The sequence below is a fragment of the Paramesorhizobium leguminum genome (assembly GCF_003217235.1).
GTDB classification, from domain to species: domain Bacteria; phylum Pseudomonadota; class Alphaproteobacteria; order Rhizobiales; family Rhizobiaceae; genus Paramesorhizobium; species Paramesorhizobium leguminum.
In genome coordinates this window covers 38,793-64,862 of the sequence record NZ_QJTF01000022.1, presented here as the reverse complement: position 1 = coordinate 64,862, position 26,070 = coordinate 38,793, and the positions used below count along the sequence as shown (strand labels likewise).

Genomic DNA, 26,070 nt, shown 5'->3' with positions numbered 1-26,070 from the left:
AAATGAAACTCAAAGGGCTGAGCCCTGTACAATACAGGACCCAGCCCTTAAATCGTCCCAGCCTTTAAACTGTCCAACTTTACGGGGTCAGTTCACCATGTGGAAGCACTGGGGAGGGGCTTTTGTTGTAGTGCTTAGCCTGCAGGCATTGCGGGTGTAGCAGGTGTAAGCGTCATGGATGTGCTCGTGGCAGCAAGATTGAGGCCCTTCAATCCTGTAAGGCTGACCAATTGCAGCTGCACGGAGCCTGCGGTACCGCCGCCCATGACATTGAGCCCGCCGCCGAGGCCGAAGCTGGCTTCCGCCGTCAGGCCCTGGTAGAGGCCGGCCAGCGACCCATGATGATACCCGGCGGTCGGCGCGAAAACGGCCCAAATCATCCGTCCTTCCGTCGTAAAGCCGAGATCCACACCCAATTTGCGGATAACGCCGGTGTAATGGTCGAGCGGCTCACCGCCACCCATGGTCGACGTGAAAACGCAATCCGCTTCCTTCGCCGAACCGATCACATAACCGACGCCGCCGCCGACGCGGCAATCCAGATAGCCGATGCGCACGCCATCCCGCTGGTCAGGCTGTACCTGGACCGGGGGCGCCTCGCGAATCATATCGGCCGCAAGGGCGGTTCCGCCGAATGCCAGAACCGGAAGAGCGGCAAGCGCTGCGGCAACAATCTTCTTCATCCCTGTAACTCCTTCAAATACTTTTGTGGCCCGTCCATTTTTCGTTTCTACTCAAACGGGCGGGAGCGTCATGGGCCACACATGTGGCGGAACAATGATCCAACGTTTCGACGCACGAATTGTTGCATTTCGCCATATGCAACCTCGATTATCCTCACGAGCGCGTGATTGGAGCAATGAGCGGTGAGCAGCGAGCAGTGAGCCGGAAAAAGGCGCTATCGCCCTGCTTACTGCTTACCGCTTACCGCTCACTGCCTCACTGCTCACTATTGGAACATCCAGCCCGCCTCCTCGTTTCCACTCCATTAAATCAGAAAGGAAGACCGGACATGGAAACGCACCACCCTACCCCGCCATTCGATACGCCCCACCAGCCAATGCCCGGCACCACGGGCAGGATGAATCCGAGGCCGGACCACGGCGAGACGAGCTATCGCGGTTCCGGCAAGCTTCAAGGCAAGAAAGCCATCATCACGGGCGGCGATAGCGGCATTGGCCGCGCCGTCGCGCTCGCCTTTGCCCGCGAAGGCGCGGATGTGCTCATCGCCTATATCGAGGAAGACACCGACGCCGAGGACACCTGCTCGCTCATCGAAGTGGAAGGCCGCAAGGCCGTTGCCGTGAAGTGCGACGTGCAATATCCGCAAGCCTGCCGCCAGATCGTAGAAACAGCTGTAAGCGAGTTGGGCGGTATCGACATTCTGGTCAACAATGCCGCGCATCAGGCGAGCTTCGCCAAGCTGGAGGATATCACCGACGAGGAATGGGACCTGACATTCCGCGTGAACATCCACGCGATGTTCTATCTGACCAAGGCCGCCCTGCCCTACCTGTTACCAGGCTCGGCGATCATCAACACCGCCTCGATCAATTCCGATATGCCCAATCCATCGCTGCTCGCCTATGCCACGACCAAGGGCGCCATACAGAACTTCACGGCGGGTCTCGCGCAACTGCTCGCCGAGAAAGGCATTCGCGTCAACACGGTTGCGCCGGGACCAGTGTGGACGCCCCTCATCCCCTCCACGCTCCCTGACGAAGCCGTCAGGAATTTCGGTAAGCAGGTGCCGATGAAACGGCCGGCCCAGCCGGCGGAGCTTGCGTCTGCCTATGTAATGTTGGCCGATCCGCTGTCGAGCTATACATCCGGCGCAACCATCGCCGTCACCGGCGGCAGGCCTATCCTATAAGCCAACAAAAAACGCCCGCCACTCTGGCGGGCGTTTCGTTGGGAGGGTCTGCATGGGTTAATGCTCGCCGCCCTTGCGGCCGGCCTGTGCGGCGCGTTCCGGATCATTCTTGAAGTTGCCGCCCGAAACCTGGCCGCCCTTATGGCCGGCCTTCGCAGCGCGCTCGGGGTCGTTCTTGAAGTTACCACCCGAAGCATGACCGCCCTTCGAGGCGATTGCCCGCTGCTTGTCCTCATCCATTGAGGCAAACCCACGGTTCGAAGTGTTATCAGCCATTTTCTTATCTCCTTTAGCTGGTGAACACTCTCTTAACCTGTCAACTTGCTTGATGTTCCCCGATAGATTTCATTTTCTTGAAAGTTGATCGCTCGCTCATCCCCGCGCGCCCGCGCGTGAAATCGCAATCCATCGATCACCAAATCGACCATCCGCCGCGTATGTTCAGGCGCTATCCCTGACGATCAATTTCCCCTCGAACAGCCGATCCAGATTTTCAGTCTCCGAGCTCTGGAGCACTTCGACAAGGTATTCGCCCATTTCGGTGAGCGGCTGCCGGTATGTCGTCAGTTGGTAGTTGGGGCTTGCGGCCTGAGGCACGTCGTCGAAGCCGGTCACGGCGATGTCTTCGGGAATGCGCAGGTTCAGCCTGTGCCGGATGACATCAATGGCGCCCATCGCCAGAGCGTCGTTCTCGCAGACGAGGATATCCGGCAGCGCCAGCGCCGGCCGTTCGCTCAATTTCTCCATCACGATCCCGGCGGCCAGCACCGGATCATATGCCGGCACCCCGACGATCTCCGGCTCATTGCCGAAATGCTCGCGCCAATATTCGACGAAGGTTTCCTTGCGTAAGAGATGCGCGGAATAGGTTTGCGGTCCGGCGAGGAACATTGGCCTGCGATAGCCGCGCGCGTTCACGTAATTTGCCATCTCCTTGATGGCGAGGACATCATCGACGGCAATAGAGATCGTGTTCGGGTTCTGCGATGTGCGGGCGAAAATGATGAGCTTGCGGAACCGCCGCGCATGGAGCGCGGTTTCGAGCACCTCATCATCGAACTGAATGCCGATCAGGATCACCGCGTCCACGCGCCGCTGGCTGGCGTTTAGAAGCGCGTGCCCGGCATCGTCCCGGTCAAGCGTGTTGACCAGCAATATATCCCAGCCTTCGCGCCGCAGGATACGGGTCAGCCGTTCCATCATCACGAGCTTGTGCGGATTGGCGAAATCGTCGATCAGCAGCGCCACCAGATTGGACCTATCGGAGGCGAGGCTGGCGGCCCTGAGGTCCGGCACGTAGCCCAGCCGCTCGGCTGCGGCCATGACCTTTTCGAGGCTTTTGGCGGAGATGGAGGCATCTTTGCGGAAAGCGCGATTGACCGTCCAGCGCGATACGCCGGCTGCAAGCGCCACATCGTCCGCCGTGACATTGCCCGCAAAATGCGCTTTCTTCCCGTCCGTCATTTCCATCTCTGTCCTAGTTTTTCAACCGGATCGCACTCCCTTATAGAACGATTTCAGTCAACCCTTCAGAAAAATTGCTCACGGGAGCATAATCCTCTTGCTCACGTGAGCAAAGACTGGATAGTCTACTCCCCTAGCGGCAGAGGAACCGCTTGGGAGGAATAGAGTGCTGAGAGTTGGATTGCTCGGCGCCGGCCGCATTGGCCGTGTGCACGCCGTCAATATTGCCGGCCATGCGAGAAGCGAGCTGATTGCCGTGTCTGATGTCAACGAGGATGCGGCGCGCTTGCTTGCGGAAGCCCATGGCGCAAAGGCCGCGAGCACGGAGGAAATTCTGGCGGATAGCTCCATCGATGCCGTGCTGATCGCTACTTCGACGGATACGCATTCGGACCTGATCGAGAAAGCGACCGCCGCCGGGAAGGCCGTGCTGTGCGAAAAGCCGGTGGACCTGTCGCTTGATCGAGCGCGGGCCTGCCTTGAAGCCGTCTCGTCCGCCCGTGTGCCTGTCATGATCGGCTTCAACCGGCGCTTCGACCCGAATTTCGCGATGATCAAGGCCGCTGTCGCCGCCGGTGAAATCGGCAAGCCGGAACTTCTGTCGATCACGTCATTCGATCCGGCGCCGCCGCCGCTCAGCTATGTCAAACTGTCCGGCGGCCTGTTCCGCGACATGATGATCCATGATTTCGACATGGCGAATTTCATCATGGGCGACATGCCGAAAACCGTGTCCGCCGTCGGCACCTCGATCGTCGATCCGGCGATCGGCGCGGCTGGTGATGTCGATACGGCGGTGGTGACGCTGACCTATGCCGATGGCCGCATAACGGTCATCAAGAACAGCCGCCGCGCCGTCTATGGCTACGACCAGCGCCTCGAGCTTCTCGGCTCGCAAGGCCTGCTTTCGGCGGCGAACGTTCTTGAGAACACCGTGTCGAAGGCGACAGCCGCCGGTGTGACGAGCGCCAGGCCGGAATTCTTTTTCCTGGAGCGCTACATGCGCGCCTACGCGGCGGAATGGGATGCCTTCGTCAAGGCCGTTCTCGATGGCGCCGACATTCCGGTGACGCTTCGCGACGGGGTCGCCGCACTGGCGCTCGCCGAAGCTGCGACGATATCCGCGAGGACGGGCCAGCCCGTCGAACCGCCGATGTGAAACGATGAATTGCCCACGGCCGCACGGGGAGGTGCGGTCGCCGGCTCTCGGTGCCGGTCCCGCGTGACCGGGTGAACGGGACGTCAGGAGGTGGCGTCCTCTTTTCAACCGCATGATCTTACCTGGAAGTCTTCAACTTTTCGGGATCATGCTCAATGGGAGGATAGCATGAAAAATTTATTCGCAGCTGTCGCAGCCGCCGCGATTCTGGCGGCCACCCCTGCTCTTGCCGCTGACATCATCGTCGTGACCCATGGCCAGGCGAACGATCCGTTCTGGTCCGTGGTCAAGAACGGCGTGGAGAAGGCGGGCAAGGATACCGGCGTCAATGTTGAATACCGCGCGCCTGACACATTCGATATGGTCAAGATGGGCCAGCTGATCGATGCGGCGGTCAACCAGGATCCGGATGGCCTCGTGGTTTCGATCCCCGATGCCGATGCCCTCGGTCCCTCGATCAAGCGCGCGGTCGAGGCTGGCATCCCGGTCATTTCCATCAATTCGGGCGGCGATGTCTCGCACAAGCTCGGCGCGCGTCTCCATGTCGGCCAGTCCGAATTCGATGCCGGCAAGGTCGCCGGGGCCAAGCTTGCCGAAATGGGCGGCAAGAAGGGCATCTGCATCAACCAGGAAGTCGGCAACGTCTCGCTCGACCAACGCTGCGCCGGCTTCACGGAAGGCTTCGGGAAACCGGTCACGGTATTGCCGACGAGCAACGATCCGGCGGAAGTGGAATCCAAGGTCCGGGCGGCGCTTGAATCCGACAAGGATGTCAACACCGTTCTCAGCCTCAACGCCACGCTGGTGGGCGAGCCGGCGGTCAAGGCCGCGCAGGCGCTTGGCCGCGACGATGTGCTGATCGCGACGTTCGATCTTTCGGCAGGGTTTCTCCAGCAGGTTGCCGACGGCAAGGCCGCTTTCGCCATCGATCAACAGCAGTTCCTGCAGGGCTATCTGCCGGTCGCGTTTCTGGCGCTGAATGCCGAGTACGGACTGATGCCGGGTGGTGATGTGCCTTCCGGGCCGAACCTTGTGACGAAGGATAGCGCGGCGAAGGTGATCGAGCTTTCGGCGAAGGGGATTAGGTAGGCGAGAGCGTTAACGCTTGGCGCGAGGCAGTACCCCCCTCTGCCCTGCCGGGCATCTCCCCCTCAAGGGGGGAGATTGGCTGGGACGACGCTCGGCCCTCATCATCAGACATCTGCGATTGGTGCCGAACGTTTATGAAGGCTGATCTCCCCCCTTGAGGGGGAGATGGCCGGCAGGCCAGAGGGGGGTGTTCATGCCCCAGCGTTTCCGCAGAATAAAGGAAAACCCATGTCCACCGATACGCTGGCTAAGACCGACGAGCGGATCAAATCCGAATCTCTCGCGACAAAACTCATGAAACGGCCGGAGCTGGGCGCCATCGGGGGCGTGATCCTCGTCACCATCTTTTTCCTGATCACCGCCGACCGCAGCATGTTCACGCTCTCGGGCATCATGAATTTCATGACGCCGGCGGCGCAGCTTGGCATTCTTGGTATTGCCGCCGCGATGCTGATGATCGGTGGCGAGTTCGATTTGTCGATCGGCTCGATGGTTGCCTTCGCGGGCATGATCTTCGGCGTCTTCACCGTCAATATGGGCCTGCCGCTCATCCTTGCCATTCCGCTGACGATTGCGTTTGCTGCGGTGCTGGGCGCGGCGAATGGACTCATCGTCATCCGCACCGGCCTGCCATCCTTTATCGTCACGCTTGCGGGGCTTTTCGTCCTGCGTGGCGCTTCGCTGGTTGGCCTCAAGATATTCACCGGCGGCGCGACGCAGTTGCGCGGGGTTCGCGAGGCGGTCGCAAGCGATTTCCTGACGCCGATCTTTTCCGGCGATGCCTTTGGCTTTCTCTTTGACTGGCTGGCAAAGGCGGGCGTCATCGACGCCTTCAAATCCGGCGCGCCGAAAGTGCCGGGCGTTCCCGTCGAAATCATCTGGTTCATTTTGTTCGCACTTATTGCGACCTGGGTTCTCCTGCGCACGCCGTTCGGCAACTGGATCTTCGCCACGGGCGGCGATGCCCTTGCCGCTGAGAATTCCGGCGTGCCCGTCCGCCGCGTCAAGATCATGCTCTTCATGCTGACGGCAACAGCCGCGGCGCTTGTGGCCATCATCACCGTGATCGATGCCGGATCCACCGATGCGCGGCGTGGTTTCATGAAGGAGTTCGAGGCGATCATCACGGCCGTCATCGGCGGCTGCCTGCTGACCGGCGGCTACGGCTCGGCCATCGGCGCCTTCTTCGGCGCCATCCTTTTCGGCATGGTCACGATTGGTTTGACCTATACCCGCTTCGATCAGGACTGGTTCCAGGTGTTTCTCGGCGCCATGCTCCTCATCGCCGTGCTTTTCAACAACGCAATCCGCAAGCGCGTGACGGGGGAGCGCTGAGCATGATCCCGAAAAGTTGCAGACTTCCAGGCAAGATCATGCGGTTTCAGAAAGGATTCAGATGTCCCATCCGATCATCCACATGGAAAACATCAGCAAGCATTTCGGCAACGTCATCGCGCTCAATGGCGTGACCTTCGACGTCAGGCCGGGCGAGTGCCACTGCCTGCTTGGCGACAATGGCGCCGGAAAATCCACCTTCATCAAGACCATGTCCGGCGTGCACAAGCCGACCGGGGGATCGATCACCTTCGAAGGCAGGCCGATGTCCTTCGATAGTCCGCGTGATGCCATGGAGGCGGGGATCGCCACGGTGTTTCAAGATCTCGCCATGATCCCGCTGATGTCGGTCACCCGCAACTTCTTCATGGGGCGGGAACCGACGAAAGGCAGGGGGCTCTTCAAGCGCTTCGATATCGACACGGCCAACGACATCACCCGGGCCGAAATGCGCCGGATGGGCATCAATCTGCGCAGCCCCGAACAGGCGGTGGGGACGCTGTCGGGCGGGGAGCGGCAGACGGTGGCTATCGCCCGGGCGGTCTATTTCGGCGCAAAGGTGCTGATTCTCGATGAGCCGACCTCGGCGCTCGGCGTGCGCCAGACCTCGAACGTGCTGGCGACGATTGATCGCGTCCGGTCGCAGGGGATCGGCGTGGTGTTCATTTCCCACAATGTGCGGCATGCGCTCGCTGTCGGCGACCGCTTCACCGTGCTCAATCGCGGGCAGACGCTCGGCACGGCGACGAAGGGCGAAATCACGGCCACTGAACTGCAGGATTTGATGGCGGGCGGGCAGGAACTGGCCGTACTCGAAGGTTCGCTTGGAGGAACTGTGTGATGTCAGGGAAACCTCAAATGCTTAGTGGAATGCCCCTCACCCTTACCCTCTCCCCGCACACGGGGAGAGGGGGACATGAACGCCGCGCCTCCTTCTCATGCCAGGCAAGGGGGAGAAAAAGGGCGCCGGCGATGACGTCCCCCTCTCCCCGCAATTCGCGGGGAGAGGGTAAGGGTGAGGGGCGGATTGCTCCCTATCCGACCGGCTTTTTATCGAGCGGGAGTTGACGATGTCGCAGAAAGAATTGGGCGTCGCCCTGATCGGAACCGGCTTCATGGGCAAATGCCACGCCATGGCCTGGCGCAATGTCGCGGCGGTTTTCAGCGGGGCGCATCCGAGGCTGGAAATCCTCGCGGATGCGACGGAGGATGCGGCGAACGCTTTCGCTAGCCAGTTCGGTTTTGCTCGTGCCACGGCCCGCTGGGAGGAGGCTGTTACCGATCCCAAGGTCGATGTCGTGTCCATCACCGCGCCCAACGGTTTGCACCGGCCCATGGCAGAAGCCGCGTTGAAGGCCGGCAAGCATGTCTGGCTGGAAAAGCCTATGGCGCTGACGCTTGCCGACGCGGAAGCAATGGCCGCCACCGCCGCCGCCCATCCGGGACAGATGACGATGCTCGGCTACAACTATTTGAGGAACCCCGCCTTTCAGGCGGCGCGCGACATGATCCGCAATGGCGAGATCGGGGAGCCGCTTGCCTTTCGCGGCGTCTATGACGAGGATTATTCCGCCGATCCGCTCCTGCCATGGTCGTGGCGGATGACGCATGAGGGCGGAGGTCTCGGTGCGCTCGGCGACCTTGGCTGCCATCTTGTGAGCCAGATGCTGGCGCTGATGGGACCTGTCACACAGGTCATCGCGCAGACGCAGATCGCCATACCGGCACGTCCCTCGCGGGAGGGCGCGAAGGCGGTGGAGAACGAGGACAGCGCCATGGCTCTGTTGCGTTTTGCGTCCGGCGCGCATGGCTCCTTTGCCACGTCGCGCGTGGCGCGCGGGCGAAAGTGCCGGCTGCAATGGGAAGCGCATGGAACGAACGGAACCATCATTTTCGACCAGGAGAACATGAACGAGCTTTGGGTGCACCGAGCCGGAGAGGCCGGCTTCGTGCGGCACCTGAGCGGCCCCGCTCAACCGGATTACGCCGCCTTCTGCCCCGCTCCCGGCCATAATTTCGGGTTCAATGAGCAGAAGGTGATCGAGGCCCGCGATCTCCTCACCGCCATTGCAGGCGGCCCGAACGTTGGACCTGATTTCGCGGATGGGCTGGAGATAGAACGGATCATCCATGCCATGGCGGCGTCAAACGGAACGCCCGTCCGGATCGGAGGGCAGTGATGAAGACCCTCGATGTCATCACCATAGGCCGCGCCAGCGTCGATCTCTACGGAACACAAATTGGCGGGCGGCTGGAGGATATGGGCTCGTTCGAGAAATATATCGGCGGCTCGCCCACCAACATTGCCTGCGGCGCCGCGCGGTTGGGGCTGAAGACCGCGCTCATCAGCCGCGTTGGTGACGAGCATATGGGACGGTTCATCCTGGAGCAGCTCGCGCGCGAAGGTGTGTCAACCGCGGGCGTGAAGGTCGATCCCGAACGGCTCACCGCGCTGGTCATCCTCGGCATCCGCGATGACACGCAGTTTCCGCTGATCTTCTACCGCGAGAACTGCGCCGACATGGCGCTCTGCGAGGACGATATCGATGAAGCCTTCATCGCTGTCGCGCGGGCCATTGTGGTAACCGGCACGCATCTTTCCCACCCGCACACTGAAGCCGCCGTGATCAAGGCACTGCGGCTTGCGCGCAAGCATGGTCTCCGCACCGCGCTCGATATCGATTATCGCCCGAACCTCTGGGGCGTCGCAGGCCACGGCGAGGGCGAAAGCCGGTTTGTCGAGAGCGCCAAGGTCACCGCCCGGCTGCAATCGACGCTGCACTATTTCGACCTGATCGTCGGCACCGAAGAAGAGTTCCACATCGCGGGGGGATCGACCGATACGATTGCGGCCCTCCGCGCAGTTCGCGCCGTCAGCGCCGCGACGCTGGTCTGCAAGCGCGGGCCGCTCGGCGCGGTCGCCTTCGAGGGGGAGATACCCGATAGCCTCGACAATGGCCAAAGCGGACAGGGATTCCCAATAGAGGTGTTCAACGTGCTGGGCGCGGGCGACGGGTTCTTCGCCGGCCTGTTGCGTGGCTGGATGAGCGGAGCGGACTGGTCCACATCGCTGAAATTTGCCAATGCCTGCGGCGCCTTCGCCGTCAGCCGCCATGGCTGTACGCCGGCCTATCCGAGCTGGGAGGAATTGCAGTTTTTCCTCGCGCGGGGCGTAAAGCGCGCCGATTTGCGCAACGATAGGGAATTGGAGCAGATCCACTGGTCAACCACGCGCCACACGCGGGCGGGTGGCGATTGGTCTACCATGCGCGTGTTCGCCTTCGACCACCGCAAACAACTCGAGGACATGCCGGGCTACACCCCGCAAAAGGGCGCGGCCTTCAAGGAACTCTGCCTCGACGCTGCCTTGCGGGTGCAGGCGGCGCATTGCCCCTCACCCTTACCCTCTCCCCGCTTGCGGGGAGAGGGGCGCATCCACGCTGGTGCCCTATCCATTGAGCCAGGCACAGCAGAACAGAAAGAAGCGTCAACGCTGACGCCCCCCTCTCCCTGTAATTCACGGGGAGAGGGTAAGGGTGTGGGGCAGTCCACCACCTCCGATGGCTACGGCATCCTCTGCGACAACCGCATTGGCCGCTCGGCGCTGCATCGGGCATCCGGCACCGGTCTCTGGATTGGGCGCCCGGCGGAATGGCCGGGATCGCGTCCGCTGATGCTGGAGCCGGAACTGGGTTCCGATTGCGGAGGGCTCGCGGAGTGGGCGCGCGAGCAGGTGGTGAAAGTGCTGTGCTTCTGCCATCCGGATGACGATGCCGACACACGCGCTGCCCAGGAGGCGATTGTCAAAAGACTGTTCGAGGCGGCGCGGCGCAACCGGCTGGAATTCCTGTTGGAGATCATCCCCTCCAAGGTCGGCGCAACCGGCGATATGACGGTCGCGACGCTGGTCCATCAGTTCTACGCGGCGGGCATCTATCCAGACTGGTGGAAACTGGAATCGATGAAGACCGAGACCGGTTGGGCCAACGCCATCGCCGCCATAGAGGCGCATGACCCGCATACGCGCGGCATCGTCGTGCTTGGGCTGGATGCGCCGGAGGCGGAGCTTGCCGAGAGCTTCGACGTCGCCGCCCGTTTCGATCTGGTCAAGGGCTTTGCCGTCGGGCGCACGATCTTCGCCGATGCGGCGCGGCGCTGGCTTGGCGGAGAAATCTCCGATGGGCAAGCAGTGGACGACATGGCGGCGCGATATGCCCGGCTTTGCCGGGTGTGGGACGCCGCACGGGAGAAGGCTAAAGCGCAATGAGCACGATCAGACTAACGGCGGCGCAAGCCATGGTGAAATGGCTTGCGAGCCAAATGACGGAAGAGGGCGAGCGTTTCGTCGATGGCGTATGGGCGATTTTCGGCCATGGCAATGTGGCCGGCCTTGGCGAAGCGCTGCAGCAGGCGGGCAATGGCCTGCCCACCTGGCGCGGCCAGAACGAGCAGACCATGGCGCACACGGCCATCGCCTATGCCAAGGCGATGAAGCGTCGCCGCGCGCAGGCCGTGACGTCCTCCATCGGGCCGGGCGCGACCAATATGATCACCGCGGCGGCGCTCGCCCATGTCAACCGGCTCCCCGTGCTTCTCATTCCGGGCGATGTATTCGCCAGCCGCCGGCCGGACCCGGTGCTGCAGCAGGTGGAAGATTTCGACGACGGCACCGTATCCGCAAATGATTGCTTCCGCCCGGTCAGCCGCTATTTCGACCGCATCACGCGGCCCGAGCAATTGCTGACGGCGCTGCCACGGGCGCTGCGGGTGATGACAGATCCGGCCAATTGCGGCCCGGTGACGCTGTCGTTTTGCCAGGATGTGCAGGCGGAAGCCTATGACTGGCCGGAAGCCTTCTTCGAGCGACATGTCTGGCGCATCCGCCGGCCTGTGCCGGACAGGCGCGATCTGGAGGACGTTGCCGCATTGATCCGCGCCGCGAAAAGTCCTGTCATCGTCGCCGGGGGCGGCGTGATTTACAGCGAAGCGGAGCAGGAATTGGCCGATTTCGCCATCCGCCACTCTATTCCTGTCATCGAGACGCAGGCAGGAAAATCGGCTTTGGCGCAGGCCCATCCGATGAATTTCGGCGCGGCGGGCGTCGATGGTTCGGCGGCGGCCAATGCGCTTGCTCGCGAGGCGGATCTGGTCATCGGCATCGGCACGCGCTTTCAGGATTTCACCACCGGCTCGTGGTCGCTATTCGAGGCGAAAGATATGAAGCTCGTTTCGATCAACGTGCAGGGCTATGATGCGGACAAGCACGGCGCAGTCGGCCTCGTGGCCGATGCGAAGGTTGCTCTTCAAGGTTTAAGCGACATACTTGGAGATCATCGCGCCCCCATGCCGGATACTGCCTCGCGAACCGAATGGCTTGCCGCCGTGAACCGCCATTGCGCCGCCCCCTCAGGCGAAGGACTTCCAACGGATGCGCAAGTCATCGGCGCGGTGCAGCGCGCGACCGGGGAAAGCGCCATCGCCATGGGCGCCGCCGGCACCATGCCGGGTGCGCTCAAGCTGCTCTGGCAGGCGAGCCAGGGCGGCTATCATATGGAATACGGCTATTCCTGCATGGGCTACGAGATCGCCGGGGCGATGGGGCTCAAGCTCGCGCGGCCCGACCGCGAGGTGATCTGCTTCGCTGGCGACGGTTCCTACATGATGGCGAATTCGGAGCTGGCGACCGCCGTCATGCGCAAGGTGCCGTTCACAGTGGTGCTCACCGACAACCGCGGCTTCGGCTGCATCAACCGCCTGCAGCGGCTAAGCGGCGGGGAGCCGTTCAACAATCTCTACAGGGATTGCAACATAGAGCAGCAGCCACAGATCGATTTCGTCGCCCATGCGGCATCGATGGGCGCGGTTGCGGTGAAGGCGAAAGATATTGCCGATCTGGAAGCGCAAATCGCCGCCGCGCGGGGACGAGACATTCCGACGGTTATCGTCATAGACACGGATCCGACCCATGGGCCGGGCTTCGGCGATGCTGGACAGTGGTGGGATGTGGCTGTGCCGGAGGTGGGGACTACCGACAAGCTTAAAGAGGCCTATGCGCGGTACCTTGAGGCGTCAGCGAAACAGAGAGTTGTGAATTGAGGAAAACATGATCCGCTTCGGCACCAACCCCATCGCCTGGGCCAATGATGACGACCAGACCCTTGGCGCAAACATTCCGACCGAACAGATATTGCGCGAGGCGGCGGATATCGGCTTCGACGGCATCGAGAACGGCCATCGCTGGCCGGACGATCCGCAAGCATTGAAACAATTGCTTGGCTCTTATGGTCTGGCCTTCGTGTCCGGCTGGTATTCGCTGAATCTGCTCGCGCACTCCGTGGAAGAGGAGAAAAAAGCGATCCAGCGCCATCTGGACAGGTTGAAGCATAATGGCTCTACGGTGTGCATCGTCTGCGAGACCTCGAACAGCATTCAGGGTTTGGCCAGGCCGCTGAGTGAAAGTCCGGTTCTTACGCCCGAGGAGATGAAGGCTTTCGGTGCGAAAGTGGAAGAGCTTGCGGCGTTCACGGCGGCGCAGGGCATTCATCTCGTCTATCACCACCATATGGGAACGGTGGTTGAAACGCCCGAAGAGATCGACGCTTTCATGGCGGCAACCGGCCCGAATACGCGGCTGCTCTTCGATGCGGGGCATTGTTATTTCGGGTCAAACGGACAGGATCCAGCGCCGGTTTTGTCCCGATATGCCGACCGGGTCAGCCATTTCCACGCCAAGAACGTGCGCCCCGCCATCATGCGTCAGGTTCGAGAGAGCGGCATGTCCTTCATGGATGGCGTGCGTGCCGGGGTCTTCACCGTGCCGGGCGACGAGGAAGGCGGAGTCGAATTTGTGCCGCTCCTGAGCATCCTGAAAGATGTGGGTTATGATGGCTGGATCGTCATCGAGGCCGAGCAGGACCCGGATGTTCGTAACCCGTTTCAATACCAGTCTCTTGGCTTGAAGACGCTGAAAGCTGCTGCGGCTGAAACAGGTTTAATCCAGGAGTAAAACCATGCCCAATCTGCTTCACCGCCCGTTCGGCACCCATGGCAAGGTGCACGAGATCACTCCGGCGCTTGCCGGCTGGCGCTATGTCGGCTTTTCGCTTTACCGCCTGCGGGCGGGCGAGCGCGCGGCGGAGGCGACCGGGGACTGCGAGGTCATCCTCGTCATGGTCGAGGGGAAGGCGCAAATTCAGGGTGCGGGGCGGGATTGGGGTGTGCTGGGCCAACGCATGAGCGTTTTTGAGAAATCGCCGCCGCATTGCCTGTATTTGCCTGATGGCAGCGAGTGGGAGGCAGTCGCGGAGACGGACTGCGTCATCGCCGTCTGCTCCGCGCCGGGCAACGGAGGCCACGAGGCGCGGCGGATCGGGCCTGATGGCATCACGCTGACGCAGCGGGGCGAAGGCACGAACACCCGCTACATCAACAATATCGCCATGGAAAACGAGGATTACTGCGACTCGCTGCTGGTGACGGAGGTATTCACGCCGGCTGGTCACTGGTCGAGCTATCCGAGCCATCGCCATGACGAGGATGATTTCCCGCGCATCACTTATCTGGAAGAGACCTATTATCACCGTCTGAACCCGGCTGACGGCTTCGGCATCCAGCGGGTCTATACCGACGATCTGACGCTCAACGAAACCATGGCCGTGCATGACGGCGACGTGGTCTGCGTCCCCCGCGGGCATCATCCTTGCGGGGCGCCTCCCGGATTTGAGATGTATTATTTGAACGTCATGGCCGGACCGCTGCGCAAATGGCGCTTTGTGGCTGCTCCGGCGGTTGAGCGGTTGGTGTAGGGGTTTTTGATGTTTGTTCCAAGCCATACCCCCCTCCGTCCTGCCGGACATCTCCCCCTCAAGGGGGGAGATTACGCTTTCATAGACGTTCGGCACCAATCGCAAACGTCGAAGGATGAGAGGCGTGGTTCGCGTCAGCCAATCTCCCCCCTTGAGGGGGAGATGCCCGGCAGGGCAGAGGGGGGTGTTCGGCGGGTACGCGGCCACGTCGGGGATATCCACACATGACCCACCCCTTCACCCTTTCCGCCTGTGCCGAAATGTTGTGGCGCGACAAACCCATCGAGTGGCGTTGCGCTTGCCTGAAAGAAATGGGCTTCCACGTCGGTCTATGGAACTGGTCCGATCACGATCTCGTCGCGCTCAAGCGCTCAGGCGCGACATTCTCCATCATGAATGGCTATGTGACCGGGCGGCTAGCCGATGACGAAGGAGCCGGTGAACTCCTGCGCTCCGCCCGCGAAACGGCGCAAATCGGCAAAATGCTCGGCGTCGCGCGGTTGAACCTGCATGGCACCGGATTGGGTCCGGGCGGTCTCCCCGCGCGGCCAAGCGAGATCGTCACGGGCAGAATGTGGCTCAAGGCGCGCGACACGCTTTGCCGCATTGCCGATATGGCGGAGGAGGAAGGCGTGGTGTTCACGCTGGAGAATCTGAACCTGCCGGTCGATCATCCGGGTGTACCCTTCGCCCGCGCGATGGATACGCTGGCGCTGGTTTCCGCCATCGACCATCCGCGCTTGAGGCTCAACCTCGATCTCTACCATGTGCAGATCGGCGAGGGAAATCTGATCGAAACTTGCCGGACCTGCCTGCCATGGATTGGCGAAATCCAGGTGGCGGATGTACCCGGACGCTGCGAGCCGGGCACTGGGGAGATCAACTATCCGGCCATTGCGCGCGCGCTTCATGACATGGGGTATCGCGGGCCGGTCGGACTGGAAGCTTTCGCCAAGGATGATGCCGAAAAGGCGCTAGAGGCATTCCGGGCGGTTTTCACGTTGTAATATCCTGATTACTGGTTCAAACGACAAAACAGCATCATGGGAGGACCCGCCATGCCCACCGACATTTCTCATTTCATCGATGGCCGCCTCAATGCCGGCCGCGGCAGCCGCACGGCTCCCGTATTCAATCCGGCGACTGGCGAGCAAACCGGCTCCGTCGCGCTCGGCGGTGCGGATGAAGTGCGCGAGGCGGTCGCGGCGGCGAAGAAGGCGTTTCCCGAATGGGCTGGAACGACGCCGCTGCGCCGCGCGCGTATCTTGAACCGCTTCCTGCATATCCTTGAAGAGCGTGTCGACGAACTGGCCGCCGTCATCACCTCCGAGCATGGCAAGGTGCTTTCGGATGCCAAGGGCGAAATCCAGCGCGGCATGGAGGTGGTGGAATTCGCCACCGCGGCCCCGCAGCTTCTCAAGGGCGAATTCACGGAGAATGTCGGCACGCGGGTCGACAGCTATTCGCTGCGCCAGCCACTGGGCATCGTCGCGGGCATCACGCCGTTCAACTTTCCGGTCATGGTGCCGATGTGGATGTTTCCGGTGGCGCTGGCCTGCGGCAACTGTTTCATTCTGAAACCATCCGAGCGCGACCCTTCCGCCTCGCTCCTCATCGCCGCGTGGCTCAAGGAAGCTGGCCTGCCTGCTGGAGTCTTCAATGTCGTGCATGGCGACAAGGAAGCGGTGGACGCCATACTCCACCATCCCGACATTTCCGCCGTCAGCTTCGTCGGATCGACGCCGATCGCCCGTTACATCTATGAAACAGCGGCGCGCACCGGCAAGCGCTGCCAGGCGCTGGGCGGGGCCAAGAACCATATGGTCATCATGCCCGATGCCGATATGGACCAGGCGGTCGATGCGCTCATGGGCGCGGCATACGGTTCAGCCGGCGAGCGCTGCATGGCGATTTCGGTCGCCGTGCCTGTCGGCGAGAAGACGGCAAACACGCTCATCGAAAAGCTCGAGCCGCGCATACGCGCGCTGAAGATCGGTCCGGGAACCGACCCGGACGCCGAGATGGGCCCGCTGGTGACGAAGCAGCATCTCGAACGTGTGCGCGGGCTTATCGACGCCGGCGTGACGGAAGGCGCGAAACTCGTGGTCGATGGCCGCAATTTCCGGATGCAGGGCTATGAGAATGGCTTTTTCATCGGCGGCTCGCTGTTCGACCATGTGACGCCCGGCATGACGATCCACGCCCGGGAGATATTCGGTCCGGTGTTATCAGTCGCCCGCGCGGATTCCTATGAGGCCGCCGCCCGGATGATCAATGAGCACGAGTTCGGCAACGGCACGGCCATCTTCACCCGCGACGGCGACGCCGCCCGCGAATTCGCCCATCGGATACAGGTCGGTATGGTCGGCATCAACGTGCCGATCCCGGTGCCTATGGCCTTCCACTCCTTCGGCGGCTGGAAGGCCTCGCTGTTTGGCGACCATCACATGCACGGGCCGGAAGGCGTGCGCTTCTATACGCGACTCAAGACCATCACCAGCCGCTGGCCAACGGGGATTCGCGAGGGCGCGGAGTTCGTCATGCCGACGATGGGGTGAAGGCAATTCCACGCCGCGCGCCCTTCACCCCCGTGGTTCACCATGAGGGTGAAGGTTGCAACGCCGCAGTAGCCCTCATGGTGAGGTGTGAATGGAGCGAAGCGGAATGAGCCTCGAACCACGAGGGCGCTTGGCGGAACCGACTTAAACAACGGAACGAGGCGGCTCCACTATCGCCGCACCGCCTTTGCGCGAACTCTCAAGCGCCGCGACGCCGCACAGGACCGACATGGCGCCCGCCCGTGACCCCGCCCGCTGGCGCAGGCGATCGTTCGAGCCGGGCTTGAAGATCATGTCGCGCATTCGGTTGTCGCCGCCATAATGGCCGCCGGGCTCGTGCGGGACCCAGATACGCTCGACACCGCCGCCAAAGCTCCTGACGAGCAGGATCTCGTCAGCCGGGGGCTCGGTCCATGGCTGTTTTTCATATTGGCGCATCTCTATGCGCCCCTTGTGGCCGTTGAAGGCGATATGATGGCCTTCGATCGGCATGTAGGTGTTCAGCGAATAGGAAACCTGCACGCCGCTGGCATAGCGGATAGAAGCGCTCATCGTATCGGGAATATCGATATCCTCGCGGAAGACGCAGGCGTCGCGGACATAGCCGTCGACCTCGGACGGCTCTTCATAAAGCGTTTCGAGGAACGGATCGGCTGAGAGATCGAAATAGTAATCGCACTCGCCCTTGTGCGGGCAGGTGCGGCATCGTTCGCCGCGAAAGGGTCCGTTGCGGCCGTAATGCAGGAGCTGGCCGAAGCCTTTGACCTCGACGGGATCGGAATCCAGATACCAATTGAGCAGGTCGAAATGATGCGTCGCCTTGTGCACGAAGAGGCTGCCCGAGCGTTCCGTGAAGGCATGCCAGCGGCGGAAATAGTCCGCGCCGTGCTTGTTATCGAGATACCAGTGAAAATCGACGGAGGTGACATCGCCGATGGCGCCTTCGTTGATCAGTTCCTTGATGCGCGCGGCCGTGGGGGCGAAGCGGTAGTTGAAGGAGACGTCCACCCGCCGCCCGGTCCGCGCTTCCGCCTCCAGGATGCGGGCGATCTTTTCCGGGGTCGTGGTCATCGGCTTTTCGCTGATCACATCGGCCCCGGCTTCGAGCGCGCGCACGATGATGTCGTCGTGGGTATCGTCAGGTGTGCAGACGATCACGAGAGCCGGTTTCAGCTCGGCCATCATCCGGTCGAAATCATCGTAAAGCGGCGCATCAGAGCCGATCATGGTGCGCGCCCGTTCGGCGCGCATGAGGTTCAGGTCGCAGATGCCGACAAGCTCGACATAATCGCTCCACCCCGCCAACAACTCTCGGCCCCACATCGTCGTGCCGCGATTGCCCGTTCCGACGAGGACGTAACGCTTGCGTTTCAGAGACATGCCTTCCTCCTTCATGTTGAAATGGAGACGCCGGCTAATGGCGATCCCCTTCATCTCGTCCTTCGAGGCTTGGCTCACGCGAGCACCTCAGGATGAGGGTGAAGGGGCGTTGCGCTTAAAAGCATATCGCGTGGAGTGCCCCTCACCCTTACCCTCTCCCCGCAAGCAGGGAGAGGGGGACGTGAGCCTTGCCGCCTCTTTCTTCTCCTACAGCACCTAGCAGAAAAAGAAGGCGAAGACGTCCATGTCCCCCTCTCCCCGTATTTTCACGGGGAGAGGGTAAGGGTGAGGGGCATTCCGCGACATTCCAGCAAATCCCTCATGGTGAGCCTCGATACCCACGAGGGCGCTTGGCACTGACGCCGTCAAACCATGAACCACTCAACAAACCGCCCTGTACCGCTCGACCACGGTCGCCAGCACCTCCTCCACTGGGCGGCCATTCCAGCGATGGGAAAAGATTTCCACCTCCTGCGGGCCGAAGAAACCGGCTTTCTCGATCATGGCGCGGAAGCCCCTGAGGTCGATGACGCCGTCGCCCATCATGCCGCGATCGTTCAGCGGGTCGGTCGTCGGCACCAGCCAGTCGCAGATGTGATGGGCGAGGATCTGGCCGTTGCGACCGGCGCGGGCGATTTGGCTTTCCAGTTCCGGATCCCACCAGACATGATAGACATCGATCGCCACGCCGGTTCCCTCGCCGAGCCGGTCGCACAAATCGAGCGACTGTTTCAGCGTGTTGATGCAGGCCCGATCCGCCGCATAGAAGGGATGCAGAGGCTCTATGGCGAGCGGGACACCGGCGGCGCGCGCATGGGGCAGAAGCGCCGCCATGCCGTCTTCCACCATCTGGCGCGCGCCCTCGATATCGCGCGATCCGTGCGGCAAGCCGCCGACAACCAGCACCAGGCAATCGGCGGCGAGCGTTGCGGCTTCATCCACGGCGCGCTTGTTATCCTCGATGGCGCGGGCGCGGCCTTCCGCGTCAGGTGCGGGGAAAAACCCGCCACGGCAAAGCCCGCTGAGACGAAGCCCGTTCTGCCCGACGATACGGGCCGCCTCGCCAAGTCCGGCTGCGTGAACCTGATCGCGCCAGGGCGAAATGGTGGTGATGCCTTGCGCGAGGCAGGCATCGACAAGCGCCCCGAAGGAGCCGCCCTGCTTTATGGTCGCGAAGTTCACCGACAGGCCGGAAAGATTCATGTCATGCCCCCTTTTCAAGTGCCGCAAAGGTCGCTGCGGCGGCATCGCCGGAAATGCCGAGACCCGGAGCGTGAAGCGTGGTTGCGAGCGAAAGCCTACCATGGCGGATATCGAGGCGCAGGCCGCCGTCCATTTGCCGGTATAGGTCGCCATGCGCATCAAGCCAGGAGCGCGTCTCACCCTCCAATGCGCCTTGCATGCCCTCGACATAGTGATGGCCGTTGCGCTCGACATGGCTAGACCCAAGAATCGCAGCAAGCGCCAGATCCTGCTGCACGGCAATGCCCGGTTGGGTCGTCAAATCTTCCGCCGACATGAAGAAGCCGCCGGGTCCTTCGGCATTCCATTTTTCGACGCGGCAGCGATTGAGGAGCGAGCGGTAGAATCCCTTGCAGGATTTGGACGATACGCCGCGATAGCCCTGTTCCCGCGCGGCAAGAAACGCGTCCTGCGTTCCGTCCGACTCGTCAATTTCGAGCGCAACGCGCCCCGCCAGGTTTCGAACCGGGCTCACCAGGGCGGCGGCGCGGGCAATCGGCTGCTCCACGAAGAGTAGGGAGCGGCGCAGGCGCTGGAGCGAAGGCTCGGCCTCGATGCGATCCATGAGATCAATCACCGCCGCCTCGCTTTCGAACTGCTCGTTGCCATCAAGCGTCACCTTGTATTCCGGCAGCGTGTCCAGAACCGCGGCAATCGCTTTCAGGCGCTCGGCATCCTCTCGCGGACGCCCGGAAACCTTCAGCTTGAAATATCTGACGCCATAGGCGTGGATTTCCTCTTCCAGACATTCCGGCAGGCCATCCTCAAGACGCGCGGAAATATCGGAAGGCGTAAGCGAATCGACATAGCCAACCGTGTGGCGCAGGGAGAGGTTCGGCTGGGGTTTGAGGCTTTCCAGAAAGCCGGCGATATCGAACCCGGCGAGATCTGGCGTAGTGCTTGCATCGATTTGCGCCAGATTGTTGCGGATCGCTTCGGTAATGGAAACACCATTCATGCGGCAGAGCGCGTCGAGCACCGCGCGGTCGACAAGCGCAAGCCCGAAGGACGCTATGAGGCCGTTGAGCCCCTCCGCCGCCGCGAGGCGGTGCTGCTCGTCTTCAACCGCGGCATGCAGGGCAAAGGCGGGTGCGGCAGGCGCATCGCTCGCAAGTTTTACCGCGATACGAACCGAACGGCGCAGCTGATCTTCGTTCTCCGGAGCCCCAAGCGCCGGGTTCTTGTCGAACCATTTGGGCACCATCAGTTCGGCGGCATAGCCATGCGCATAATGACCACGCCCGTCCTCGACCGTCAGGCGCAGGAAAAGCTGGCTTGCTTCGCGCACCGTTACCGCGCCGAAGCGGAACGGCATGCGCATGGTCACGCGCCGTTCAAAAATCGCGGCGTCCCTGACCTTTAGCGACGGTGCGTCGGTCATATCACTCAACGCCTCTTACCGCGAGAAAGGCCTTCATGCGCCGGGCGGCGAGGTCCGGGTCGGCGAGAACATTCGCCTTGTCAGCCAGGCGGAAAAGCTCGGCGAAATGCCGGGTGGAGCGCGCGCTTTCCTGCCCGCCCACCATGGTAAAATGGTTCTGAAGGCTGTTCAGCCAGGCAAGGAAGACAACGCCCGTCTTGTAGAACCGGGTCGGCGCGCGGAAGATGTGCCGCGACAGCGCAACGGTCGGCTCCAGAATATCGAAGAATGCATCCGTCTCGCCGCGCTTGAGGGATGCCAGCGCGCTCGATGCGGCGGGGGCGATGGCGTCGAATATACCCAGAAGCGCGTCGGAATGGCCGTGCTCGTCGCCCGCGATCAGTTCGGCATAGTTGAAATCGTCGCCGGTATACATGCGCACGCCTTGAGGCAGCCGCCGGCGCATGGCGATTTCCTTTTCCTTCGACAGAAGCGAAATCTTGATACCGTCGATCTTGCCGGCGTTCGCCTCGATCATTTCAAGGCAGGTGTCCATGGCCTTCATGTGATCGGCGTTGCCCCAATAACCCGATAATGCCGGATCGAACATCTCGCCAAGCCAGTGGATGATCACCTTGCCTTGCGCTCTTTCCAGCACGCGGGCGTAGGTTTCCAGATAATCGTCCGGCGAGCGGGCGGCGCTCGCAAGCGCGCGGCTGGCCATGAGAATGACCCTGCCGCCATGGCCTTGCACGAAATCGAGCTGTTCGTGATAGGCATCGGCGATCCGCTGCAAATCGTGGCCCGTGCCTTCCAGATGGTCGGTCCCGACGCCACAGGCAATCAGCGCATCGTCCCGGCTGGCTGCTTCTTTCAGCGACCTTGCGATAAGCTCACGCGCGTCCGGCCATGAAAGGCCCATGCCGCGCTGCGCGGTATCCATCGCTTCGGCCACGCCAAGCCCCAGATCCCAGAGCCGGTGCCGGAATTGCAGGGTTGCATCCCAATCGATCGCCGGGGTGAGCCAGGGATCGTTGACGGCAAGCGGATCAGCCACCACATGCGCCGCCGCGAATGCGATGCGGTTGAAGTCGCTAGCCTTGCGCCGTTCGAGGGCGATTGGGTTTCCCTGGAGGCGATAGGTTTCGATGTTAGCTGTTTCGGTGGGGAGTCTGATTTCAGGCATTCCCGCTTCCCTTGAATGGATTATTTTGAAACGTTGGTGGGGCAGTACCCCCCTCTGTCCTGCCGGACATCTCCCCCTCAAGGGGGGAGATTACGCTGTCATGAATGTTCGGCACCAATCGCAAACGTTGCAGAATGAAGGCCGAGCGCCGTGTCAGCCAATCTCCCCCCTTGAGGGGGAGATGTCCGGCAGGGCAGAGGGGGGTATCTCGCGACGCCACGAAATCACCCCAGCGCCGGAACATCGAGCCAGCGGCGTTCCTTCCAGGATTGCAGGCCAAGCTCCGCCAGCTGCACGCCCTTGACGCCTTCCATCAGCCCGTAGGACCAGGGCTCGTCATCGACGATATGGCGGATGAACATTTCCCACTGCGTCTTGAAGCCATTGTCGTAGGCCACATTGTCCGGCACTTGCTGCCACGTCTTGTAGAAGTCGATCGTCTGCGGCTGATCGGGGTTCCACACCGGCTTCGGAGTGCTGGTGCGGTGCTGTGTCCAGCATTGCGTGAGCCCCGCCACGGCGGAACCATGGGTGCCGTCCACCTGAAAGGTCACGAGGTCGTCGCGGCGCACCCGGACCGCCCAGGAGGAATTGATGTGGGCGATCACCCCGCCTTCCAGTTCGAAGGTGGCGTAAGCCGCGTCGTCGGCATCGGCGGCATAGGGGCGGCCCTGCTCGTCGAAGCGTTCCGGGATATGAGTGGCGCCAAGGCAGCTTACCGATTTCACCGCGCCGAACAGATTGTCCAGCACGTAGCGCCAGTGGCAGAGCATATCGAGAATGATGCCGCCGCCGTCTTTTGTACGATAGTTCCAGGACGGACGCTGGGCCGGCTGCCAGTCGCCCTCGAAAACCCAGTAGCCGAACTCGCCGCGTACCGAGAGGATCTTCCCGAAAAAGCCGCTGTCGCGCAGCATGGCGAGCTTGCGAAGTCCCGGCAGGAAGAGCTTGTCCTGCACGACGCCATGCTTGACGCCGGAGTTTTCCGCAAGCCGCGCTATGCCAAGCGCCTCCTCCACTGTGTCGGAGATCGGCTTTTCGCAATAGACGTTCTTGCCCGCCTTGATCGCCTTTTCCAGCAGGCTGCCGCGCATCTGCGTCGTCCCTGCGTCGAAGAAAAGCGTGTCGTCCGGATTGGCGAGCGCGCCATCCAGATCGGCGGTCCAGCGGGAAACGCCATGGCGGCGGGCGATGTCCTCGACCTTGCCTGCATTTCGCCCGACGAGGATCGGGTCGAGCATGACCCTCTCGCCGCTTTTCAGCGTGACGCCGCCCTGGTCGCGAATGGCCAGAACCGAGCGGACCAGATGCTGGTTATACCCCATGCGGCCGGTAATGCCGTGCATGATAACGCCGATGCGCTTCATCGAATTCTCCTCCCACAGCATGATCCCAAAAAGTTGCAGACTTTTTGGATAAGATCATGCGGCCTAAAAACAACGACCTTTTCCCGAAGGCGCTTATGGCAATTTGTAACCATTTGGTTATTTAGTTGCGTGAAAGGAGTTCGCTGTCAAGCCGCTTGTAACGGCCGCAGCGCGGCGAGAAGCGTTTCCACGATGTGCTGCCCCCAGCGCTCCAGCTCCGCCGGTGCGATCAGGTCGCGCTGGAAGATTGTCGACAGCGTGTAGCGGTTCGAGAGATAGAAAAAGCCAAGCGAGGCGATGGTCAGATAGACATCGACCGGATCAAGCCCGGCGCGGAACTCGCCCGCCGCCTCGCCGCGCTGCAGCACGTCCTTCAGCTCCGAGATGAAATTCGAGTGCATCTCGGTGATCGCCTTGGATTGCCGGAGATAGCGGGCCTGATTGAGATTCTCCGTCGCAAGGATGCTCAGGAATTCCGGATGGTCCAAGTAATAGTGCCAGGTGAAAAGCGCCAGCTCCCGCAGGCCTTCGGACGGTGGCTTACGCGTCAGGTCGAGCCTGCGTTCCGCATGGCGGATATGGCGATAGGCATCCTCCAGCACAGCCAGATACAGCGCGTCCTTGTCGCCGAAATAATGGTAGATCATGCGCTTGTTCGTGCCGGCGCGGCGCGCCACGACATCGATGCGCGCCCCGGCCAACCCCTTGTCGGCGACCTCGCGACGGGCTGCCTCAAGGATCGATGCCCTTGTGCGCTCCGGATTTCGACCCTGGAGAGGGGTGCGTTTACGCTTCACCTCCCCGTCTTTCGCGGGCTCGGGGGTATTCTCTTTTCTGCTTTCAGTCATCCGGCATCCACTTGACAAGGCGATGGATCGATGGTCCCATGTAACCAATTGGTTATAAAATGACAATACTCGCATTATCCGCTTGGCAGTTATCAGGGAGGAGTTGCCAATGTCCGTGATGCTTCAAAGGCGTGCCGTTCTTACGGCAGGTCTGGCCGCATTTTCACTTGCAGCACTTGGTGGAGGGCGGGCGTTCGCGCAGGCGATACGCCTGCGGATGCTCTGGTGGGGCTCGCAGGAACGCGCCGACCGCACCAACAAGGCCATCGAGGCCTATAAGAAGATCAAGCCGGACCTCACGATCGCCGGGGAGTTCGCCGGCTGGAGCGATTACTGGCCGCGTCTTGCAACCCAGGTCGCCGGACGCAACGCGCCCGATCTTATCCAGATGGATTACCGCTATATCTTCGAATATGCCCGCCGCGGCGCGCTTGCCCCGCTCGACGATTATCTGGGCAAAGGGCTGAACATTGCGGATTTCGGCACGATGAACATCGATTCGGGCCGGGTCGACGGGAAGCTCTACGGCATCAATCTCGGCGTCAATTCCAGCGCGCTGATGTTCGACGGCGCGGCATGGGAGAAGACCGGCGCAACGCCGCCATCGCAGGTGAAGACCTGGGAGGAGTTTGCCGAAAACACCGCGAAGTTCGGGACCAACAAACCCAAGCCCGGCTATTACGCTACCGCCGATGCCAGCGGGCTTGAGCCGGCTCTCGAATGCTGGCTGCGGCAGCAAGGCAAGTCGCTTTATACGCCCGATGGCAAGATCGGCTATGACGCCGCCGATGCCGGGAAATGGTTCGCGATGTGGGCGAAGATGCGCGAAAGCGGCGGTTGCGTGCCGGCGGATATCCAAGCGCTCGACCAGCTGAATATTGAAACCAACGCGCTGACGACCGGCAAGGCGGCAACGGCGTTCGCCCATTCCAACCAGTTCGTCGGCTATCAGGCGCTCAACAAGGCCAAGCTTTCGCTTGCCGCCTATCCCCGGATTTCAGCGGACTCGGTTTCCGGCCATTATCTGAAGCCTTCGATGCTGCTCAGCGTCGCCAAGGACAGCAAGGGGATCGCCGACGCCGTGGGCTTCATCGATTTCCTCGTCGCAACACCTGAGGGCGTCGATATCCTGGGTGTCGAGCGCGGTGTGCCCGCGTCAAGCTCCATGCGCGATCAGTTGGCCACAAAGCTCGACGGCGTGAGCAAAAGCATGGTGCAGTTCATCGCCGACATCACCCCCGGCGTGGGCGATCTGCCGCCCGCTCCGCCGCCCGGCGCGGGAGAATTCGCCTTCGTGCTGAAACGAATAGCGGAGGAAGTGGCTTTCAAGCGGATCACGCCGGAGGAAGGCGGGAGCCGTCTGGTTCAGGATGCGGATAACGTCATCAAGCGGAAGTAACGGCT

General features: G+C 61.8%; 22 protein-coding genes. 13 read left to right on the top strand and 9 right to left on the bottom strand.

Annotation, left to right across the window (positions count from 1 at the left end; translation table 11 throughout):
- Positions 1–134 precede the first annotated feature (134 nt).
- Positions 135–683: a DUF992 domain-containing protein gene (locus tag C7477_RS15730; protein WP_110753859.1), complete on the bottom strand. Its 549-nt coding sequence runs from the start codon at positions 681–683 to the stop codon at positions 135–137.
- Positions 684–1,012: 329 nt separating this feature from the next.
- Here C7477_RS15730 and C7477_RS15725 point away from each other — a divergent pair, with 329 nt between their 5' ends.
- Positions 1,013–1,873, top strand: coding sequence for an SDR family oxidoreductase (locus tag C7477_RS15725; protein WP_110753857.1), 861 nt, complete (start codon positions 1,013–1,015; stop codon positions 1,871–1,873).
- Between the two features lie 57 nt (positions 1,874–1,930).
- Here the strand turns inward: C7477_RS15725 and C7477_RS15720 are convergent, their stop codons facing one another.
- Both C7477_RS15720 and C7477_RS15715 read right to left on the bottom strand, forming a co-directional pair.
- On the bottom strand, positions 1,931–2,149 hold the full coding sequence (locus tag C7477_RS15720; protein WP_110753855.1) for a con-10 family general stress protein: 219 nt from the start codon (positions 2,147–2,149) through the stop codon (positions 1,931–1,933).
- A gap of 165 nt (positions 2,150–2,314) precedes the next feature.
- Positions 2,315–3,337, bottom strand: coding sequence for a LacI family DNA-binding transcriptional regulator (locus C7477_RS15715; RefSeq protein WP_110753876.1), 1,023 nt, complete (start codon positions 3,335–3,337; stop codon positions 2,315–2,317).
- A gap of 166 nt (positions 3,338–3,503) precedes the next feature.
- Here C7477_RS15715 and iolG point away from each other — a divergent pair, with 166 nt between their 5' ends.
- The 11 genes from iolG (at position 3,504) to C7477_RS15650 (ending at position 17,283) form a co-directional block, all read left to right on the top strand.
- Positions 3,504–4,496, top strand: coding sequence for an inositol 2-dehydrogenase (gene iolG, locus C7477_RS15710; RefSeq protein WP_110753853.1), 993 nt, complete (start codon positions 3,504–3,506; stop codon positions 4,494–4,496).
- A 168-nt stretch (positions 4,497–4,664) separates the two neighbouring features.
- Positions 4,665–5,585, top strand: a complete 921-nt coding sequence (locus tag C7477_RS15705) for a sugar ABC transporter substrate-binding protein (RefSeq protein WP_110753851.1) — start codon at positions 4,665–4,667, stop codon at positions 5,583–5,585.
- 228 nt (positions 5,586–5,813) lie between these two features.
- Entirely contained in the window at positions 5,814–6,920 is a 1,107-nt protein-coding gene (locus tag C7477_RS15695; protein WP_110753848.1) for an ABC transporter permease, read from the top strand.
- Between the two features lie 61 nt (positions 6,921–6,981).
- Positions 6,982–7,761 (top strand): ATP-binding cassette domain-containing protein, encoded by a 780-nt coding sequence (locus C7477_RS15690; protein ID WP_110753846.1) that lies wholly within the window; start codon positions 6,982–6,984, stop codon positions 7,759–7,761.
- Between the two features lie 229 nt (positions 7,762–7,990).
- Positions 7,991–9,100, top strand: coding sequence for a Gfo/Idh/MocA family protein (locus C7477_RS15685; protein ID WP_110753844.1), 1,110 nt, complete (start codon positions 7,991–7,993; stop codon positions 9,098–9,100).
- A complete protein-coding gene (gene iolC, locus C7477_RS19270; protein ID WP_342633286.1) occupies positions 9,100–11,187 on the top strand; it encodes a 5-dehydro-2-deoxygluconokinase in 2,088 nt (695 codons plus the stop codon). The genes C7477_RS15685 and iolC overlap by 1 nt, the downstream gene beginning before the upstream one ends.
- Positions 11,184–13,016, top strand: coding sequence for a 3D-(3,5/4)-trihydroxycyclohexane-1,2-dione acylhydrolase (decyclizing) (gene iolD, locus C7477_RS15675; protein WP_110753842.1), 1,833 nt, complete (start codon positions 11,184–11,186; stop codon positions 13,014–13,016). The genes iolC and iolD overlap by 4 nt, the downstream gene beginning before the upstream one ends.
- A 7-nt stretch (positions 13,017–13,023) precedes the next feature.
- Positions 13,024–13,926 (top strand): myo-inosose-2 dehydratase, encoded by a 903-nt coding sequence (iolE, locus tag C7477_RS15670; protein ID WP_110753840.1) that lies wholly within the window; start codon positions 13,024–13,026, stop codon positions 13,924–13,926.
- 4 nt (positions 13,927–13,930) lie between these two features.
- Positions 13,931–14,725, top strand: a complete 795-nt coding sequence (gene iolB, locus C7477_RS15665) for a 5-deoxy-glucuronate isomerase (RefSeq protein WP_110753839.1) — start codon at positions 13,931–13,933, stop codon at positions 14,723–14,725.
- A 224-nt stretch (positions 14,726–14,949) separates the two neighbouring features.
- A complete protein-coding gene (locus C7477_RS15655) occupies positions 14,950–15,732 on the top strand; it encodes a TIM barrel protein (protein WP_110753835.1) in 783 nt (260 codons plus the stop codon).
- Positions 15,733–15,783: 51 nt separating this feature from the next.
- Positions 15,784–17,283: a CoA-acylating methylmalonate-semialdehyde dehydrogenase gene (locus tag C7477_RS15650; protein WP_110753833.1), complete on the top strand. Its 1,500-nt coding sequence runs from the start codon at positions 15,784–15,786 to the stop codon at positions 17,281–17,283.
- A gap of 144 nt (positions 17,284–17,427) precedes the next feature.
- Here C7477_RS15650 and C7477_RS15645 read toward each other — a convergent pair whose 3' ends face one another.
- The 6 genes from C7477_RS15645 to C7477_RS15610 all read right to left on the bottom strand — a co-directional run bounded on the left by C7477_RS15645 (position 17,428) and on the right by C7477_RS15610 (position 24,666).
- The gene (locus C7477_RS15645) at positions 17,428–18,663 is read right to left on the bottom strand and encodes a Gfo/Idh/MocA family protein (protein WP_425373580.1); all 1,236 of its coding nucleotides are present in this window, start codon (positions 18,661–18,663) and stop codon (positions 17,428–17,430) included.
- 381 nt (positions 18,664–19,044) lie between these two features.
- The gene (locus C7477_RS15635) at positions 19,045–19,866 is read right to left on the bottom strand and encodes a sugar phosphate isomerase/epimerase family protein (protein WP_110753829.1); all 822 of its coding nucleotides are present in this window, start codon (positions 19,864–19,866) and stop codon (positions 19,045–19,047) included.
- Between the two features lies 1 nt (position 19,867).
- Positions 19,868–21,286, bottom strand: a complete 1,419-nt coding sequence (locus C7477_RS15630) for an enolase-like domain-containing protein (RefSeq protein WP_110753827.1) — start codon at positions 21,284–21,286, stop codon at positions 19,868–19,870.
- A 1-nt stretch (position 21,287) separates the two neighbouring features.
- Entirely contained in the window at positions 21,288–22,451 is a 1,164-nt protein-coding gene (locus tag C7477_RS15625) for a dihydrodipicolinate synthase family protein (RefSeq protein WP_110753825.1), read from the bottom strand.
- Positions 22,452–22,675: 224 nt separating this feature from the next.
- Positions 22,676–23,818 (bottom strand): Gfo/Idh/MocA family protein, encoded by a 1,143-nt coding sequence (locus tag C7477_RS15615; protein WP_181418448.1) that lies wholly within the window; start codon positions 23,816–23,818, stop codon positions 22,676–22,678.
- Between the two features lie 146 nt (positions 23,819–23,964).
- The gene (locus tag C7477_RS15610) at positions 23,965–24,666 is read right to left on the bottom strand and encodes a TetR/AcrR family transcriptional regulator (RefSeq protein ID WP_110753823.1); all 702 of its coding nucleotides are present in this window, start codon (positions 24,664–24,666) and stop codon (positions 23,965–23,967) included.
- 109 nt (positions 24,667–24,775) lie between these two features.
- Between C7477_RS15610 and C7477_RS15605 the strand changes: the two genes are divergently transcribed.
- Positions 24,776–26,065 (top strand): ABC transporter substrate-binding protein, encoded by a 1,290-nt coding sequence (locus C7477_RS15605; RefSeq protein ID WP_110753821.1) that lies wholly within the window; start codon positions 24,776–24,778, stop codon positions 26,063–26,065.
- Positions 26,066–26,070 lie beyond the last annotated feature (5 nt).